The organism is Pseudarthrobacter sp. NBSH8, assembly GCF_014217545.1.
Lineage (GTDB): Bacteria > Actinomycetota > Actinomycetes > Actinomycetales > Micrococcaceae > Arthrobacter.
Genome location: NZ_CP043178.1, coordinates 1,926,610 through 1,942,858 on the forward strand (window position 1 = coordinate 1,926,610; position 16,249 = coordinate 1,942,858).

A 16,249-nucleotide genomic window follows, 5' to 3' on the forward strand; every position below is an offset into this window, starting at 1 on the left:
CAGAGTACGACGGCGGGGATCCTCCGCCGTCGTACTCTGCTGTCAGGCGCCGATGCAGCCCGGCCGCAACCTCCGGATCAGTAGCATCGGGCCAGGACGAAGACGTCCATATAGGCAGCAAGGAGTATTGAATGACGAGAATGCTGATTATGGGTCCGCCCGGCTCGGGCAAGGGGACGCAGGCGGAACGGATTTCGGAACGCCTCGGCGTTGTGGCCATTTCAACCGGCGATATCTTCCGCGCCAACGTCAAAGGCGGAACGCCACTGGGTTTGGAGGCCCGGAAGTACATGGATAACGGAGACTTCGTGCCGGACAGCGTCACGAATGAGATGGTGCGCAACCGGCTCAGCCAGGACGACGCCAAGGAGGGATTTCTGCTGGACGGCTACCCTCGCACGGTCGCGCAGGTGGACTACCTCGACGGAATCCTCGCTGCCGGCGAACAGAAACTCGGCGTGGTCCTGCAGTTGACCGCGGTCGACGAGGAACTTGTCTCGCGCCTTTTGGGCCGGGCCAGGGAAACGGGCCGGAGCGATGACAACGAGAGCGTCATCCGTCACCGGCTGGACCTTTACCACCAGCAGACGGAGGCCGTGGTGGCCAGGTATGCCGGCCGCGGGATCCTTGCCGAGGTAGACGGGATGGGCGGGATCGAGGACGTCACGGACAGTGTCATGGGCAGGATCGACGACGTGCTGAGCGCGCCCGCCCGCGGAGTGTAGGAGGCGCAACAGCGTGTGAACGACGGCGGTCCCTCCCGCCGTCGTTCGCCCGTGGGCGACTCCGAATGATGCGTCCCGGCCCGTCTGGACCTGATTGGACGTCCGCCCGGTACTGGCCCGGCCTGAGGTCGACGGCGGGTCCCGGCGATCGAGTTGGTCGAGATCCTGGCCATGTTCAGTAGCTCGCGGGGGTTTCGCCGGCACCAGCCGGGATGTATTCGACGGCGAGTGCCTCGGAGCCGCGGGCCAGGAGGGCGACGTCGGCGCCCACCAGGACAAAGGCGGCGCCTGCCGCCAGGTAGTGGCGGGCTGTGTCGGGGTTGAAGGCGTTGACACCCGCGGGCTTCGCGGCTGCCTTGGCGGCGGCGAGGCAGTGTTCGACGGCGGCGCGTACCTTGGGGTGTTCCTGCTGTCCCAGCAGGCCCATGGAGGCGGCGAGGTCGGATGGTCCCAGGAAGATGGCGTCCACACCGTCCACGGCCAGGATCTCCTCGACGGTCTCAACTGCCGCCTTCGATTCGATCTGCACCGTGAGGCTGATGGTTTCTGACGCGCGGGCGAGATAGTCCGGGATACGGTTCCAGCGTGAGGCCCGGGCGAGGGCGGACCCTACGCCGCGGACGCCGTGCGGCGGGTAGCGGGTGGCGTCGACGGCGGCCTCCGCTTCGGCAACAGAGTTGACCATGGGAATCAGCAGGTTCTGCACTCCAATGTCGAGGTATTGCTTGATCAGCACGGTGTCGTTGACCGGCGGCCGGACCAGCACCTGGACCGGGTAGCCGCTAACGGCCTGCAGCTGCGCCAGGATGGATTCGAGGCTGTTGGGGCTGTGTTCGGCGTCGACCAGGAGCCAGTCCAGGCCGGATCCGGCGCACAGTTCGGCGATGAGCGGGCTGCCGGAGCAGACCCACATCCCGGCCAGTGGACGGCCGGCAGCGCCGGTGTGGTTGCGCAGCGCATCGCGGAAAGTGTTGTCCGGTTCTATTCGAAGCGGCATGTGATGGCTCCCAGGGGTCCGTAGTCGGCGTGGACGGTGTCGCCCTTGGACACCCACAGTGGGCGGGTGAAGGACCCGGCGAGGATGATGTCCCCGGCTTTCATACTGTCCCCGTGGGCGGCTATTTTGTTGGCGAGCCAGTGCACCCCGTTGGCGGGGTGGTCCAGGACGCCGGCGGCCACGCCGGTCTCTTCGACGGTCTGGTTTTTGTAGAGGATTGCCGAGACCCAGCGGAGGTCGACGGCGTCGGGCTTGACCGGGTTGCCGCCGATCACCATGGCGCCCATCGCGGCGTTGTCCGCGATGGTGTCCACGATGGTCCGGCCCTCCATTTCGATGCGGGAGTCCAGGATCTCCAGGGCCGGGACCACGTAGTCGGTCGCGTCCAGGACGTCGAAGATGGTGCAGCCGGGTCCGGCCAGGTCCTTTTTCAGCACGAAAGCCAGCTCCACTTCCACCCGTGGATGGGTGTACTGGTCCCCCTGAACCGAGCAGCCGGTCCCTAGCACCATGTCATCGAAGATGGCGCCGTAGTCCGGTTCGGTGATGCCAGTGGCGGCCTGCATGGCCTTGGACGTCAGGCCGATCTTGCGGCCCACCAGCTTGCGGCCGGCGTCCTCGTTGCGCCGCCGCCACAGCTGCTGCACCGCGTAGGAGTCCTCCACGGTCATGTCCGGGTAGCGGGCCGTGAGGCGGGGGACAGGGGTCCGGGTCCGGGCGGCCGCCAGGAGTTCATCGGCGATGGCCTCAATCGTCTTCGCGTCCAGCATGGCTACAACTGCGCCCCGAGCTTGAAGCCCTTTTTCTGTTCAACGGCGCCGGCGCCTTCTCCTTCTGTTTTTCGCGTGTAGGAGAAGCCGTCGGCGCCGACGGTGACGGCCATTTCGGAGGCGTCGGTGCGTTCGATGACGGGCTGGGGGTTGCCGTCCAGGTCCAGGACCAGGGAGGCCTCGGTGTACCAGGACGGGACGACGGGGTTGCCCCACCAGTCGCGGCGCTGGTTGTCGTGGACGTCCCAGGTGATGGTGGGGTTGTCCGGGTCGCCGGTGTAGTAGTCCTGGGTGTAGATCTCGATGCGGTGCCCGTCGGGGTCCAGGATGTAGAGGTAGAAGGCGTTGGAGACGCCGTGCCGGCCGGGGCCGCGTTCGATCCGGTCGCTGATGCGCAGGGCGCCCATCTTGTCGCAGATTTGGATGATGTTGTGTTTTTCGTGGGTGGCGAAGGCGACGTGGTGCATGCGCGGGCCGTTGCCGCCGGTCAGGGCGGTGTCGTGGACGGTCTGTTTGCGGTGCATCCACGCAGCGTACGTGACGCCGTCGGAGTCCTTGATGTCCTCGGAGACGCGGAAGCCGAGGTCTTCGAGGTATTTGCGGCCCTTGGGGACGTCGGGGGTGACCTGGTTGAAGTGGTCCAGGCGGACCAGTTCACCGGCGGAGTAGAGGTCGTAGCGCTGGGTGAGGCGTTCGACGTGCTCGGTCTCGTAGAAGAATTCGTAGGGGAAGCCCAGGGGGTCTTCGACGCGGACGGAGTCGCCGATGCCCTTGGTGAAGCCTTCCTTGCGGCGCTCAACCCGGCAGCCCAGTTCCTTGTAGTAGGCCTCGGCGGCGTCCACTTCGGCGGGGGACTTCACCCGGTAGGCGAAGGCGGCGACGGCGGCGATGGGTCCCTTGCGGAGCACCAGGTTGTGGTGGATGAACTCCTCGAAGGAGCGCAGGTAGATGTTGGTCTCGTCTTCTTCGGTGACGTGCAGGCCGAGGAGATCAACGTAGAACGCGCGGGACGTGGCGAGGTCGGTGACCACAATTTCCATGTAGGCGCAGCGGACAATGTCCGGGGCCGGGACCGTGGGGGTGGGAACGAATTTTGTCATCGGGTTCTCTCTTCTTTGAAAGGGTTTTAGGGGAAGGGTTAGCTGTCGCCGGCTGCCGCGGCGTCGTCAATGCTGCCGAATTTTGGTGTGTGGACCGTGCCGAGGCTGATGTGCACGGCTTGCTGGTCGGTGTAGAAATCGATGGAGCGGTAGCCGCCCTCGTGGCCAAGGCCGGAGGCTTTCACACCGCCGAACGGGGTGCGGAGGTCGCGGACGTTGTGGCTGTTCAGCCACACCATGCCGGCCTCGACGTTCTGGGAGAAGTTGTGCGCCCGGGTCAGGTTCTGGGTCCAGATGTAGGCGGCCAGCCCGTAGCGGGTGTTGTTCGCCAAGACGAGGGCTTCCTCGTCCGAGTCGAAGGGGGTGATGGCGACGACGGGGCCGAAGATCTCCTCCTGGAAGATCCGCGCGTCAGGGGCGACGTCGGCGAATACGGTGGGTGCGATGTAGTTGCCTTCGGGGAGGTGGTCAGGCCGTCCGCCGCCGGCGAGGAGCCGGCCTTCGGACTTGCCGATCTCCACGTAGGAGGCGACCTTGTCGTAGTGCTCGGGGTGGACCAGGGCGCCGACTTCGGTTTTGGGGTCGTGCGGGTCCCCGACCACGATCTTCTTGGCCCGGGCGGCGTACTTTTCGCAGAACGCGTCATAGATGGCACGTTCGACGAGGATGCGGGAGCCGGCGGTGCAGCGTTCGCCGTTGAGCGAGAAGACCCCGAACAGGGCGGAGTCGATCGCGGCGTCGAGGTCGGCGTCGGCGAACACCACGCACGGGGACTTGCCGCCGAGTTCCATGGACAGGCCCTTAAGGTTGGCGGCGGCGTTGCGGAAGATCGTCTGCCCGGTGGTGGTCTCGCCGGTGAAGGAGATCAGCGGGACGTCCGGGTGCTTGACGAGGGCATCACCGGCTTCCTCGCCGAGGCCGTTGACCAGGTTGAAGACACCGTCCGGCAGGCCGGCGTCCTTGAAGATCTGCGCCCACAGCGAGGCCGAGAGCGGGGTGAACTCGGCCGGCTTCAGGACCACGGTGTTGCCGGTGGCCAGGGCCGGGGCGAGCTTCCAGGACTCGAGCATAAACGGGGTGTTCCACGGGGTGATGAGGCCGGCGACACCGATCGGCTTGCGGTTGACGTAGTTGATCTGGGCGCCGGGGACCTTCATGGCGTCATCGAACTGGGCCACGATCAGGTCCGCGAAGAAGCGGAAGTTCTCCGCCGCGCGCAGCGCCTGGCCCTTGGCCTGGGTGATGGGCAGTCCCGTGTCAAAGGTCTCGAGTTCCGCAAGCCGTGCTTCCTGGGCCTCGACGGCATCGGCAATCCTGTTCAGGACGCGGGCACGTTCGCGCGGCTTCATCTTCGGCCACGGGCCGTTGGTGAACGCTTCACGGGCGGCGGCGACAGCGAGGTCGATGTCCTCTTTCTGGCCGGCCGCGGCAGTGGCGTAATTCCGGTTGGAAACTGGGTCCAGGACATCAAAGGTCCCGCCACCCACGGAGTCAACGAACCGGCCGTTGATGTAGTGCTGGATGTGCGTGGGAAGGTCCTGCGGAACATAGTGGGTGGTGGTAACAGGAGCAGTGAACGTCATTGTTGTCTTCCTTACTGATCTTGCAACGCGGGGTCACTTACGGCCCATGCGGCGGCTGCTAACGGGCGCTAAGTGACCCCGCGTTGCGTTGTGGGAGGGGCTGAGCCTGGGCGAGGTAGGCGTCCAGGGTGGCGGAGCGGTGCCGGCGGGCGGACTTCTCGATCACGTCCGCGTCTGCGCCGGCTTCGAGGAGCCGCAGCAGTGCTTCGTGTTCGTCCACCGATTCGTGGGCGCGGCCGGGAACGAACCGGAACGTCGAAGACCGCAGTGAGGCGAGCCGGTTCCAGCCCCGGTGGACCAGGTCCAGGATGTGCGGGTTGGGGCAGTGCTCAAAGAGGATGCTGTGGAAGTCCTGGTTCAGCCGCGTGAAGCGGACGGGATCGAAGTGCTCCAGGCATTCGCGCATGTCCTCGTTCACGGCCCGGGCGCGGGCGATCGCCACGGAATCGATCAGCGGCGCGGACAACGCGGTGGCGGCGCCTTCGACGATGCTCAGGGTCTGCATGGTGTACAGGTACTCGGTGGGGTCGATGCCGGAGACGGTGGCGCCGACGTTCCGCTCGAACGTCACCAGCCCTTCGGCTTCGAGGCGCCGGATTGCTTCACGGACCGGGACCACGCTGACGCCCAGGTATTTGGCGATGGCGGCCAGGACCAGCCGGTAGCCGGGGGAGTACGTCCCGTCCACGATCCGGGCCTTGACGGCCGCGTAGGCCTGTTCGGACTTGCTGGCCGTCGCCCCGCTCTCGGACGCGATTCCGGCTGCGGTGGCCGTTTCAGTCATTGGCTGTGCCCATGGCTTCCCAGGCCTCGTACCTGAGGCGCCATTCGGTGTTCAGCGGGTAGAGGCCGTCCACGCTGTGGCCCTGTGCCACCATTTCCGCGATGAACGTCTCCTCGCGCTCCTGGCTGATGGAGTCGTCCGCGAGCTCCCCGGCGAGGGCCGGCGGGATCACCAGGATGCCGTCGGCGTCAGCCACGATGATGTCCCCGGGCTGCACGGTGGTGCCGCCGCAGGCGATGGTGATGTCCGTGTCCCAGGGGATGTGACGGCGGCCCAGGACGGCGGGGTGCGGACTGGCGTAATAGGTCGGCATGTCCATGGCGGCCACGGCGGCGAAGTCCCGGACGCCGCCGTCGGTGATGATCGCCGCAGCACCCCGGACCTGGGCGCGCAGGGCCAGGATGTCACCGATGGTGCCCGTGCCTTTCTCGCCGCGCGCTTCCATGACCAGGATCTCGCCCTCGTTCACGGAATCGATAGCCTTCTTCTGGGCATTGAAGCCGCCGCCGTGGGTTTTGAACAGGTCCTCGCGGTTGGGCACATACCGCAGTGTCCGGGCCAGGCCCACGATCCGCTTTTCCGGGTGGGTGGAGGTCAGGCCGTCGATGCTGACGTTGTTCAGGCCGCGCTTGCGCAGCTGGGAGGACAGCGTGGCGGTGCAGACGCTTTCCAGCTTCGCTTTCAGCTCCAGAGTCAGGACATGCCCGACGGCGGCGCTTTCGTCAGGTGAAAGGCCCGCCGCTTCCCGCGAACCATACGCTTCCTCCCGCTGAAAATCATCAGCCTTGGGCCGGGCACCGAAATCAGCGAACGCCGTCGTGCCTTCCTCCACCCGCGTGACCAGCCGCCCGGTAGAGAGTGCAGCGCTGCCGGCGGCGCCCGTCCTCGTACTCACTTCAACCTCGACGACGTCGCCCGGCTTGGCCACGGAGGCGCCGGCCGGGGTGCCGGTCAGGATGATGTCGCCCTCCTCGAGGGTGAGCAGTTGGGACAGATCCGCCACCAGCCGCGCGAACGGGAAAAGCAGGTCCTCCGTATTGTCGTCCTGGACGAGTTCGCTGTTGTGCCAGGTACGGATCCGCAGTTTGGCGGGGTCCACGGCGTCTGCGGGGATCAGGTGGGGGCCGATCGGGGTGAAGCCATCGCCGCCTTTGGACCGGAGGTTGGAACCCTTGTCTGCGTAGCGGAGATCGTGGACGCCGAGGTCATTGCTCGCGGTCACCCATTCGATGTGGCTCCAGGCGTCCTCCAGCCCGACCCGCCGGGCGGGCTTGCCGATGACCAGCGCGATCTCGCCCTCAAAACCGAGCAGTTCACAGCCGGCCGGACGCTCCACAACGGAAGGGGCATCTGCCGAACCGAACGCCAGGGAGGACGGCGGCTTCAGGAAGTAGGAAGGCTGCTCCGGCGTGCGGCCGCGCTGCGCTGCCCGGCTGGGGTAGTTAATGTGCACCGCGATGACCTTGCGGGCCGCGGCCAGGGTGTGGTCGGTGACCTGTTCCAAAAATTACTCCTCATCGAGTACGAAATCGTATATGAAGCAATATTCCAGATAACTCGGGCGGCGTCAATGGGCGTGTCCCTTGCAGGGTTTTGCCGGTCGGTGGAGGCGCGCGGTACGGCACGCTCGCCGCGGAGCTGCTGCGGCAAGGATTCGGCCTGCACAATCTGGCCACCGCCGTCAACGGTTTGAAGCTGGTGACGGCCGACGGCGGCGTCCTCACCGCCGGGCGCGGGGAGACGGCGGACTTCGACGGCATGCTGGTGGGGCTAGGCGCCCTGGGAATCGTCAGCAGCGTGACGCTGGAAATCGAGCCCGCTTTCCAGGTTGCCCAGCACGTTTTGAGGACCTGGACTGGGGGCAGGTTCTGGAGAACCTCAACGACGTCACTTCCCCGGCGTGCAGCGTCAGTCTTATTCACCGACTGGAGCGGCAGCAACGTCCCACTCATCCAACGGCGCAGGTCCGGCCCGCAGATAGGGGTGCGGGCACACGCCGTAAGGGGTTGTTCCTCGAGGTTACGCCGGACCGGCTGCTGCCGGTCACCACACGGACGGTGCACGGCCATCAGTTCGATTTCCGTGCGCCGCGGGCAATCGGCGCCACGCAGATCGACCACGCCTTCACGGACCTTGAGTTCGACGACGGCGGCCGCACGCAGCTGATTGCCAGGGACCCCGGCGGAACCGGAGTAGGCATGGCCTGGGACCGGGCCTGCCCTTGGCTGCAGGTACACGCCGCAGACAAGCCTGCTCCCGCGGCCAACCGGCTGGGCCTGGCGGTTGAGCCGATGACCTGTCCACCGGATGCCTTCAACAGCGGCCAGGACCTCGTGCAGCTGGGGCCGGGCAGCAGCCACCAGGCCGGCTGGAGCATCTTCGTCGCCTGATGTCTGATGCCTCGTGGTTGTGGCGTTGACACGCGCTCAAGCGGCTGCCCCGGCGTGTGCCGGTGTCCTGAGGGTGGACGGAATCTCCCACAACGAACTTCCAGGGTGTGGAGGACCCCGCGCAGATCGTGATCCTGGAGCGCAGGACCATCCAAACCCTCGAGGTTACGGCGGGCGCCTGGGTTCTCAGCCCTGGGCTGTAGCCACTACGCGTTCACCGTTGAAGTATTCGAGGTGCCAGCCCTCGGTGGCATGGTGGTGGGCCAGATTCAGCACCGCGTTGTCGATCCTGTGCAGGGTGCGGCCGATAGCGCGGTTGAGGGCGACCCGAAGGAGCGTGCCGTGGGCGACCACCAGGACGCGGCGGCCGGGGAATTCATGGGCCAGTGCTTCCAGTGCCCCCAACCCGCGAGCGGCCGCGTCATCCTCGGTTTCGGCGCCGCGGTAACCGCCGGGGATGCGCACGGCCTCCAACTCGAGGCCGGCCTGCAGGCCCTCGGCGTGTCCGAAGCTGCGTTCGGCGAGCGACGGAATATGCCGGGTAACGCTCAGCCCCAACCCGTCTGCTATCACCTTGGCCGTTTCCGCGGCACGGCTAAGCGGCGAGGACACGATCGCGTCCCACTCATAGTCAGACAGGACGCCAACGGCGTCGCGCGCCTGGCCACGGCCGACGTCGTTCAGCGGAATGTCGGTGGCCCCCTGGAGCCGACGCTGCGCATTCCAGTCTGTCTGGCCGTGACGGATCAGGGCGAATGTCGTAAGGGTCATGCTGTCTATTCTCCCTGACGGCGGGCACGGACCGGGCAGCCGGATGGGCGGGATCAATGAGGTGCCCACCCGGGACCAGACAATGCAATAGCCCTGCGGTGGTGAGGAAGCTGGGCGTTCCATGCCTTGTCCTGGCTGCACGGCGAGGTGGCACGGGGCCCTGCTGATAGCCGGGCAGCTGCTTCCGTGTCAGGATCAGGTATGCCACACCGCCTGATGCTGCTTGATACCGCGTCCCTGTACTTTCGCGCGTTTTATGGCTTGCCGGACACGATCCGACGCGCTGACGGAACGCCGGTGAACGCGGTTCGCGGCCTCCTGGACATGATCGCCCGCCTCACCACGGATTACGGGGCAACGCACCTGATTGCTTGCTGGGACGACGACTGGCGTCCACAGTGGCGCGTGGACCTGATCCCGACCTACAAGTCGCACCGGGTCGCCGAACGTGTAAAGGATGCCCCCGACGTTGAAGTGGTCCCGGACGCGCTTGAGGCGCAGCTTCCGATGATCCGCCGCGTCCTTGAACTCGCCGGCATCGCAATCGTGGGGGCCGCGGAACACGAAGCTGACGACGTCGTCGGCACCTACGCCAGCCACGCGGACCTTCCCGTCGATGTGGTCACGGGCGACCGCGATCTTTTCCAGACAGTCGATGATGACCGCCAGGTGCGGGTGATCTACACAGCGCGCGGCATGAGGAACCTCGAAGTCGTGACGGACGCCGTCGTCGTCGGGAAGTACCGCGTGCTGCCCGAACAATATGCCGATTACGCGACCCTCCGCGGGGATGCCTCCGACGGGCTGCCAGGTGTTGCCGGCATCGGTGAGAAGACCGCTGCGTCGCTCCTGGGCGAGTACGGCACCCTGGAGAATTTGCTCGCCGCCGCCTCGGACGGGGGAGGCGGGGTTTCCGCGCCCGTGCGGTCCAAGCTCGCCGCGGCCGCGGACTACCTGACAGTCGCGCCAACAGTGGTGAAAATCGTGCGCGACCTCAAGCTTCCCACCCTCGAGGAAGCGGGAGCACAGCTGCACCCGGTCGACGGCGGATCGCGCGCCGAACTGGAGCGTCTCGCCCTCGAATGGAACCTTGGAGGCTCGGTCAAACGGCTGCTTGACGCGTTTGACCAACAATAGCGGTCACTGCGCATTCGCCCTGCTAGACCGGCTGGGGGACGCTCCACTCCGGCCATGGTTCGTCGACGGGTGCCTGTTGCCGGATCCAAGCCGGAAAGGGATCTTGAGGCATGGCCGGGCCAAGACCTTGTTCCAGGTCGTCAGGCGGGAGTTCGTCCAGGTCAGGATCGTCGGTCGGCCACTGCAGCCAGGCCCACTCCGGCAAGGGATCTACCGGGCACAGATCCTCAGGCGGCGGTTCGCCGGGCAGGATGTCTTCGGGCACGGCCGGGCCAAGTTCCCGGTGTCTTAGTTGGTTCATGATTTGGGGTGGCCAGTGGGGTTGTTCCCAATCCTGTTGTTCGCTGGTGTACTGGCGGCCGGAGGGGGAGATCCAGCCGGGAGGCTTGCCGGCGCTCGCCTCGGTGGGTTTCCATGCGGTGGTGTGTTTCAGCCTGTGGTGTTTGTGGCATGGCTGGCCTAGGTTGCTGACGCCTGTGGTGCCGCCGTCTGCCCATGAGAGAAGGTGGTCGGCTTCGTTGTCCAGGGATTGGTTGGTGCAGCCGGGGAACGGGCATTTCCCGTCCCGCAGACGGAGCCACTGCCGCATGCTGACGGGGATCCGGTAGCTGGTCCGCCCGATCTCCAGCGGTGCCCCGTCGCGGGGATCAGTCAAGACCCGGTGGAACGAGTTGGAACTTTCGGCCACGAGCCGGCTGGCGACGGATGCCGGGATGGGCCCGTATCCGTCGAGCATGGCGGGTTCGTCGGTGAGGCCCATGAGGGCGAACACCGGCACGGTCACGAGGACCTGCGCGGACGGTGAGGGCACGTGCTCGGCGCTACCGCCCAGGAGCCAGGCCGCGGCGGTGTCGGCGCGGAGTTGGCTCAGCGTCCGGTCCTCATCGGGGCCTTGGAGGGCGCGCGCTGCGGTGGTGGTGCGATCCCAGATCCCGGCGGCCTGGTCCGCGGGCAGGTACGCGCTCAGCCAGGCCATGCCGTCCCGGTGCGGGGCGAACTCCACCCGGCGATCCGCAATGCTGCGAGTGTGGCGTTTTTCGATACTGTCCGGGTGATGGCGTTCGCACAAGGTCCGGGCTTTGGCGCGGAACCGTGACGGGGTCATCTCCCCGGCCGGGCAGCCCCGTGCCGGGTTCGGTGCGTCGGGATCCAGGAAGTGCGCCTCCAACGCCGCCGCACCGGTGGGATCCAGATTGACCGTTTCGTCGACCATGGCCCGGGCATGCTGCCACGAGATGTCTCCGGCCTGCAGGGCGGCCAGCGTCAGCGGCAGGGTGGTGGTCAGTTCGTGGGCCTCGGATAGGAGCACACCGGCCGTCCGCTCGCTGACCGTCAGCACGCACGCTACTTCTGCGACCACGGACATGTCCTGGGCCAGGCGGTCCTGCGGCAGTGCTTTCGGGGAGGCCATCGCCCGTGTGGTGTCTGTGAATCCCGCGGCGGCCTGGACCACCAGGGCAGCCGTCGCAGCTTGCAGCCGTGCAGCCTCCGCGAGGGTGTCCAGCCAGCCGTCAGACTGCTGCCGCAGCGGATCCTGATCCCCTGGACCGGTGAAGCCTGCGCCAGGGATCATCGCAGCAAGCGCAGAGACAGACGCATTGATGGCCTCCAAAGCCTCCACCGCCGTTGTCCTTTTCATATTTACATCATCTTGCGAGGCACTGACATTTAAGGGTTCCCGCGGGCCTGTCCCGAGGAACCCGGCGAAAGAACTTCGGCTACCCGCTGGCTGGGGGCCGATCCGCCATGCTGTGGCGGGCCTGGAACGGCGCCGCCATGCAACGACGCGCTTGCTGCTCAGTCAGGGGCCGTGAGGAACCGGCCGTTCCTGATCCGCGACGGGCCAAAGGCGACAGTAAGCGGGGAAATGGTCCGCGGTCCGCGTTCCCGCGACAGTGGACGGCCGACGGCGACATGGGGGACCCAGTGCGCGTAGCGGTAGCCCAGCGCCGGTGAGCTGAGGATGAAGTCGTCCACATTGTCCACGAGGAGCCGTTCCAGCAGATCATGCAGGCCCTGCACCAGGGACACCTGGTAGTCGTGCACCCGACCGGGTACGTCCACTTCGAGTCCGGAGATTCCTCCGCCGCCCAGCACGATCAGTTGTTCCGAGGTCCCCGTAAACCCGTCCAGCACGGGCAGCTCTTGCAACCAGCCCGCGGTGTGCCGGACGGCGTCACCGGCAGTGGTGGTCCCCTTGGTCCAGTCCGCGACGTCCTGTGCAAAATCCGCCAGGATGCCTATATGCAGCAGCGTCAGGTGCAGCCCCTGCGGACTGCGCAGGGCGTTGACATACCTGCCCAGGCCCTCATAGTCAGAGGGTGCTGATCCCACGGCCAGGACCGGAACCTCCACGGTGATGCGCGGCAGCGGCTGCACGAGGACCTCCTCACAGTGGCACTTTGGGCTCTGGCTGCAATTGTCCACCCAGTGGCCGTCGCGTCCGGTGGTTGCTCTTGCCCTTGCGCCCGCTAGGGTGTCGAATCAAAGAACACGATTAGGCCCGGTGCATGGCAAAGATGCCAGGAGGTTCCCATGTCAGTGAAAGGCGCAAAGGAAACGGCGCGGACACCGGGGCGTGGAGGGCCGGAAGTGCGCCGGGCTGATGCTGCCAACGGCATCGCGGCAACGGATTCCAAGCAGGTACGCAACGTGGCGCTGGTGGGGCATTCGGGCGCCGGCAAAACCCTGCTGATCGAGGCGTTGCTGGCCGCCCACGGCATGATTACGCGCAAAGGCTCCATCGCGGAGGGCACCACCGTGAGCGACTCCGACCCGTCAGCGGTGCGGCAGCAGCGGTCGGTCACGCTGTCCCTGGTTCCGCTGCTCATCAACGGCGTTAAGGTGAACCTCCTGGATACGCCGGGGTATCCGGACTTTATCGGCGAACTTCGGGCGGGGCTGCGTGCTGCGGACTCCGCCCTCTTTGTTGTCTCCGGCGTGGACGGTATCGACGCCACCACTACGGCGCTCTGGGGCGAATGCGAACGCCTCGGCACGCCGCGGGCCGTGGTCATCTCCCGCCTTGACCACCCCCGGGCAGATTACGACGGCGTCCTGGCCGCCTGCCAGGAGGCGTTCGGCGAATCGGTGCTCCCGCTGTACGTCCCGGTCAGGTCCGGTGGCGAAACCACCGGGCTGCTGGGATTGCTGACGGGCACGGTCTCGGACTACTCCGCCGGCGAGGCGGACGCCGGTTCCCGGGACGCTGACCCCGGCGAGCGCGCGGGTTCCGAGGGCGGCGCCCGCGGCCGCCTTATCGAGGGGATCATCGCCGAAAGCGAGGACGAGACCCTGATGGACCGGTATCTGGGTGGTGAGGACGTCGATACTGATGTCCTCATCGCCGACCTGGAAACCGCCGTCGCCCGTGGTTCCTTCTTTCCGGTCCTGCCCACCTCGGCTGTCACCGGGCTCGGCACGGCGGAACTCCTGGAAATCCTGACCAGGGGCTTCCCATCGCCGGTGGAAGGCGGCCTCCCGGCGGTGACTGACCTGGCCGGCGCTCCCGCGGCGGCTCTGGCCTGTGACCCGGACGGGCCGCTGGCGGCTGAGGTGGTCCGCACCACCATTGATCCGTTCCTGGGCCGGGTCTGCCTGACGCGGGTGTTTTCCGGCACGTTGCGTGCGGACACTTCCGTGCACGTCGGCGGGCACGGGCTCGCGGACCGCGGCCACCAGGACCATGACACCGACGATCGCCTCACCCACCTGTATTCGCCGCTGGGCCCCAACCTGCGTCCTGTGGCGCACTGTGTGGCCGGCGACATCTGCGCGGTGGCGAAACTGGGGAGCGCCGAAACCGGGGACACCATCTCGGCCAAGGACCAGCCACTGCTGCTGGACACCTGGGAGATGCCGGAACCGCTGATGCCGGTGGCAGTCGAGGCGGACTCGCGCAGTGACGAGGATGCGCTGGCCCGGAGCCTGGCGAAGGTGGCCGCCGGCGATCCCACCCTGAGTGTGGAGCGGAACGCGGAAACACACCAGCTGATCCTCTGGTGCATGGGGGAGGCGCATGCCGAGGTGGTGCTGGACAGGCTGCGCGACCAGGGCGTGAAGCTGCACACTGTTGGCGTGGTGACGCCGCTGCGGGAAACGTTCGCCGCCCCGGCAACGGGCCACGGCCGGCATGTCAAACAATCCGGCGGACACGGGCAGTATGCCGTCTGCGACATCGACGTGGAGCCGCTGGACCGTGGCGGCGGGTTCGAATTCGTCGACAAAACGGTGGGCGGAGTGATCCCCGGAACATTTATCTCCTCGGTGGAGAAGGGGGTGCGGGCGCAGATGCAGAAAGGGCTGGCCGCCGGGTTCCCCGTGGTGGACCTGCGCGTCACCCTGGTGGGCGGCAAGGCCCACAGCGTTGACTCATCCGACGCCGCTTTCCAGGCTGCCGGCGCGCTGGCGCTCCGGGAGGCCGCCGCGGCCGGTCGCATCCAGCTGCTCGAGCCGGTTTCCTCGGTCAGCATCACAGTGTCCGAGGCGCACGTGGGTGCCGTGATGAGTGACCTCTCGGCACGCCGCGGCAGGCTCACGGGTACGGCCACCTCCGGGAGCGAGCTGACCGAGATCAGCGCGGAAGTCCCTGACCAGGAACTGCTGAAGTACGCCGTGGAACTTCGTGCGCTGACTGCTGGGACCGGCCGGTTCCGGCGCCGGTACCTCCGGCATGACCCGGTACCCAGCGGTTCATGAGCGCCATGTCATGAACGCCGCCGCGCGGAAGATCCAGCGCATCTATCTCACCCTAACGCTGGGCAATACCCTTGCGGCCTCCTTCATCTGGGGAATCAATACGCTTTTTCTGTTGGATGCCGGGCTGAGCAACCTCGAAGCCTTCGCGGCCAACGCCTTCTTCACGGCCGGCATGGTCCTCTTCGAAGTGCCCACCGGGGTCATCGCGGACGGATGGGGTCGCCGGGTCTCATTCCTGCTCGGTACGGTGACGCTGGCGGCCTCCACCTACCTGTACTACCTGCTCTGGCAGTTGTCCGCTCCCTTCTGGGCCTGGGCGGCGGTGTCCGTCCTGCTGGGCCTGGGATTCACGTTCTTCTCCGGGGCCGTGGAGGCCTGGCTGGTGGATGCGTTGCGTTTCTCCGGCTACGACGGTGAGCTGGAAGCAGTGTTCGGGCGGGCACTGATGGTCTCGGGCGTCGCAATGCTTGTGGGTTCGACGGCCGGCGGCGTGATTGCCCAGGCCACTGACCTGGGCGTACCGTTCCTGTTGCGTGTGGGCGTGCTCTTGGCCATGTTCGGGGTGGCCTTCTGGCTGATGCGTGATGTGGGTTTCACCCCGGAGCGGTCTCCCCATCCGCTCAAGGCGAGCCGGGACGTGCTGTCCGCCTCCATCGACAACGGCCTGAAAAACCCGCCCGTGCGGTACATCATGCTGGCCGCTCCGTTCAGCGCCGGCGTCGGGATTTATGTTTTCTATGCCCTGCAGCCCTACCTGCTGGAGCTCTTCGGCGACCCGCACGCCTACTCGGTCGCCGGACTCGCCGCGGGCATTGTGGCCGGGGCGCAGGTGGTGGGCGGCTGGCTGGCACCGATGGTCCGCCGTCTGGTCCGCAAACGCACCACCGTGCTTGTGGTGAGCAGCATCATGGGCGCCTTGATCCTGGTGGCGCTCGGCATCACGCGCGTGTTCTGGGTGGCCCTGCTGCTGCTGGTGCTCTGGGCGCTCGTCTCCGCGGCGGGCACCCCGGTACGGCAGGCCTATTTGAACGACATGATCGACTCAAAACAGCGGGCAACGCTGCTCAGCTTCGATTCGCTGATGGGATCCAGCGGTGGAATCGTGGTGCAGCCGCTCATGGGCCGGGCAGCGGACGTGTACGGCTATCCCACCTCGCTTGCCATCAGCGGTGTGATCGAACTGTTCGCCGTGCCGTTCCTGCTGGCCAGCCGGCGGCGGCGCTCGCCGGCCGACACAGCAACTACCGAAGCCGGTACACCGGCCTGAAGCCATGGCACTGGCCCATGGCACTGG

At 66.7% G+C, this 16,249-nt stretch carries 14 protein-coding genes; 5 read left to right on the top strand and 9 right to left on the bottom strand.

The genetic code is table 11. From position 1 onward, the window contains the following. Positions 1–131: 131 nt before the first annotated feature. Positions 132–725, top strand: coding sequence for an adenylate kinase (locus tag FYJ92_RS08860; protein ID WP_370526232.1), 594 nt, complete (start codon positions 132–134; stop codon positions 723–725). A 175-nt stretch (positions 726–900) separates the two neighbouring features. Here FYJ92_RS08860 and FYJ92_RS08865 read toward each other — a convergent pair whose 3' ends face one another. Genes FYJ92_RS08865 through FYJ92_RS08890 form a run of 6 tightly spaced genes read right to left on the bottom strand, consistent with a single transcriptional unit; the run spans position 901 to position 7,463 of the window. Next, positions 901–1,722, bottom strand: a complete 822-nt coding sequence (locus FYJ92_RS08865; RefSeq protein WP_185263503.1) for an aldolase/citrate lyase family protein — start codon at positions 1,720–1,722, stop codon at positions 901–903. Then, on the bottom strand, positions 1,707–2,492 hold the full coding sequence (gene hpaH / locus FYJ92_RS08870) for a 2-oxo-hept-4-ene-1,7-dioate hydratase (RefSeq protein WP_185263504.1): 786 nt from the start codon (positions 2,490–2,492) through the stop codon (positions 1,707–1,709). The genes FYJ92_RS08865 and hpaH overlap by 16 nt, the downstream gene beginning before the upstream one ends. 2 nt (positions 2,493–2,494) lie before the next feature. Then, entirely contained in the window at positions 2,495–3,592 is a 1,098-nt protein-coding gene (gene hpaD, locus FYJ92_RS08875) for a 3,4-dihydroxyphenylacetate 2,3-dioxygenase (protein ID WP_185263505.1), read from the bottom strand. 38 nt (positions 3,593–3,630) lie between these two features. After that, positions 3,631–5,175, bottom strand: coding sequence for a 5-carboxymethyl-2-hydroxymuconate semialdehyde dehydrogenase (hpaE, locus tag FYJ92_RS08880; RefSeq protein WP_185263506.1), 1,545 nt, complete (start codon positions 5,173–5,175; stop codon positions 3,631–3,633). A gap of 58 nt (positions 5,176–5,233) precedes the next feature. After that, positions 5,234–5,959, bottom strand: coding sequence for a GntR family transcriptional regulator (locus FYJ92_RS08885; protein ID WP_185263507.1), 726 nt, complete (start codon positions 5,957–5,959; stop codon positions 5,234–5,236). Beyond that, on the bottom strand, positions 5,952–7,463 hold the full coding sequence (locus FYJ92_RS08890; protein ID WP_185263508.1) for a fumarylacetoacetate hydrolase family protein: 1,512 nt from the start codon (positions 7,461–7,463) through the stop codon (positions 5,952–5,954). The genes FYJ92_RS08885 and FYJ92_RS08890 overlap by 8 nt, the downstream gene beginning before the upstream one ends. Before the next feature lie 502 nt (positions 7,464–7,965). On the opposite strand from FYJ92_RS08890, the gene FYJ92_RS08895 reads away from it, so the two are divergent. Next, on the top strand, positions 7,966–8,349 hold the full coding sequence (locus FYJ92_RS08895) for a hypothetical protein (RefSeq protein ID WP_255482363.1): 384 nt from the start codon (positions 7,966–7,968) through the stop codon (positions 8,347–8,349). 186 nt (positions 8,350–8,535) lie between these two features. Here FYJ92_RS08895 and FYJ92_RS08900 read toward each other — a convergent pair whose 3' ends face one another. Beyond that, on the bottom strand, positions 8,536–9,120 hold the full coding sequence (locus FYJ92_RS08900; RefSeq protein ID WP_185263509.1) for a histidine phosphatase family protein: 585 nt from the start codon (positions 9,118–9,120) through the stop codon (positions 8,536–8,538). 201 nt (positions 9,121–9,321) lie between these two features. Between FYJ92_RS08900 and FYJ92_RS08905 the strand changes: the two genes are divergently transcribed. Beyond that, positions 9,322–10,257: a 5'-3' exonuclease gene (locus FYJ92_RS08905; protein WP_185263510.1), complete on the top strand. Its 936-nt coding sequence runs from the start codon at positions 9,322–9,324 to the stop codon at positions 10,255–10,257. A 22-nt stretch (positions 10,258–10,279) separates the two neighbouring features. Here the strand turns inward: FYJ92_RS08905 and FYJ92_RS08910 are convergent, their stop codons facing one another. Both FYJ92_RS08910 and FYJ92_RS08915 read right to left on the bottom strand, forming a co-directional pair. Next, a complete protein-coding gene (locus tag FYJ92_RS08910; RefSeq protein ID WP_185263511.1) occupies positions 10,280–11,896 on the bottom strand; it encodes an HNH endonuclease signature motif containing protein in 1,617 nt (538 codons plus the stop codon). A 158-nt stretch (positions 11,897–12,054) separates the two neighbouring features. Then, on the bottom strand, positions 12,055–12,636 hold the full coding sequence (locus FYJ92_RS08915; RefSeq protein ID WP_185263512.1) for a hypothetical protein: 582 nt from the start codon (positions 12,634–12,636) through the stop codon (positions 12,055–12,057). Between the two features lie 156 nt (positions 12,637–12,792). On the opposite strand from FYJ92_RS08915, the gene FYJ92_RS08920 reads away from it, so the two are divergent. After that, the gene (locus FYJ92_RS08920; protein ID WP_185263513.1) at positions 12,793–14,955 is read left to right on the top strand and encodes an elongation factor G-like protein EF-G2; all 2,163 of its coding nucleotides are present in this window, start codon (positions 12,793–12,795) and stop codon (positions 14,953–14,955) included. Positions 14,956–14,965: 10 nt separating this feature from the next. Further along, complete coding sequence (locus tag FYJ92_RS08925; RefSeq protein WP_185263745.1) at positions 14,966–16,222, top strand: MFS transporter; 1,257 nt, start codon at positions 14,966–14,968, stop codon at positions 16,220–16,222. The last annotated feature ends 27 nt before the right edge of the window (positions 16,223–16,249 follow it).

Bases quoted from the DNA above. Each gene is read 5' to 3' on its own strand.
- FYJ92_RS08860 (WP_370526232.1), top strand. From the start codon at position 132: ATGACGAGAATGCTGATTATGGGTCCGCCCGGCTCGGGCAAGGGGACG.
- FYJ92_RS08865 (WP_185263503.1), bottom strand. From the start codon at position 1,722: ATGCCGCTTCGAATAGAACCGGACAACACTTTCCGCGATGCGCTGCGC.
- hpaH (WP_185263504.1), bottom strand. From the start codon at position 2,492: ATGCTGGACGCGAAGACGATTGAGGCCATCGCCGATGAACTCCTGGCG.
- hpaD (WP_185263505.1), bottom strand. From the start codon at position 3,592: ATGACAAAATTCGTTCCCACCCCCACGGTCCCGGCCCCGGACATTGTC.
- hpaE (WP_185263506.1), bottom strand. From the start codon at position 5,175: ATGACGTTCACTGCTCCTGTTACCACCACCCACTATGTTCCGCAGGAC.
- FYJ92_RS08885 (WP_185263507.1), bottom strand. From the start codon at position 5,959: ATGACTGAAACGGCCACCGCAGCCGGAATCGCGTCCGAGAGCGGGGCG.
- FYJ92_RS08900 (WP_185263509.1), bottom strand. From the start codon at position 9,120: ATGACCCTTACGACATTCGCCCTGATCCGTCACGGCCAGACAGACTGG.
- FYJ92_RS08905 (WP_185263510.1), top strand. From the start codon at position 9,322: ATGCCACACCGCCTGATGCTGCTTGATACCGCGTCCCTGTACTTTCGC.
- FYJ92_RS08910 (WP_185263511.1), bottom strand. From the start codon at position 11,896: ATGAAAAGGACAACGGCGGTGGAGGCTTTGGAGGCCATCAATGCGTCT.
- FYJ92_RS08920 (WP_185263513.1), top strand. From the start codon at position 12,793: ATGTCAGTGAAAGGCGCAAAGGAAACGGCGCGGACACCGGGGCGTGGA.
- FYJ92_RS08925 (WP_185263745.1), top strand. From the start codon at position 14,966: ATGAACGCCGCCGCGCGGAAGATCCAGCGCATCTATCTCACCCTAACG.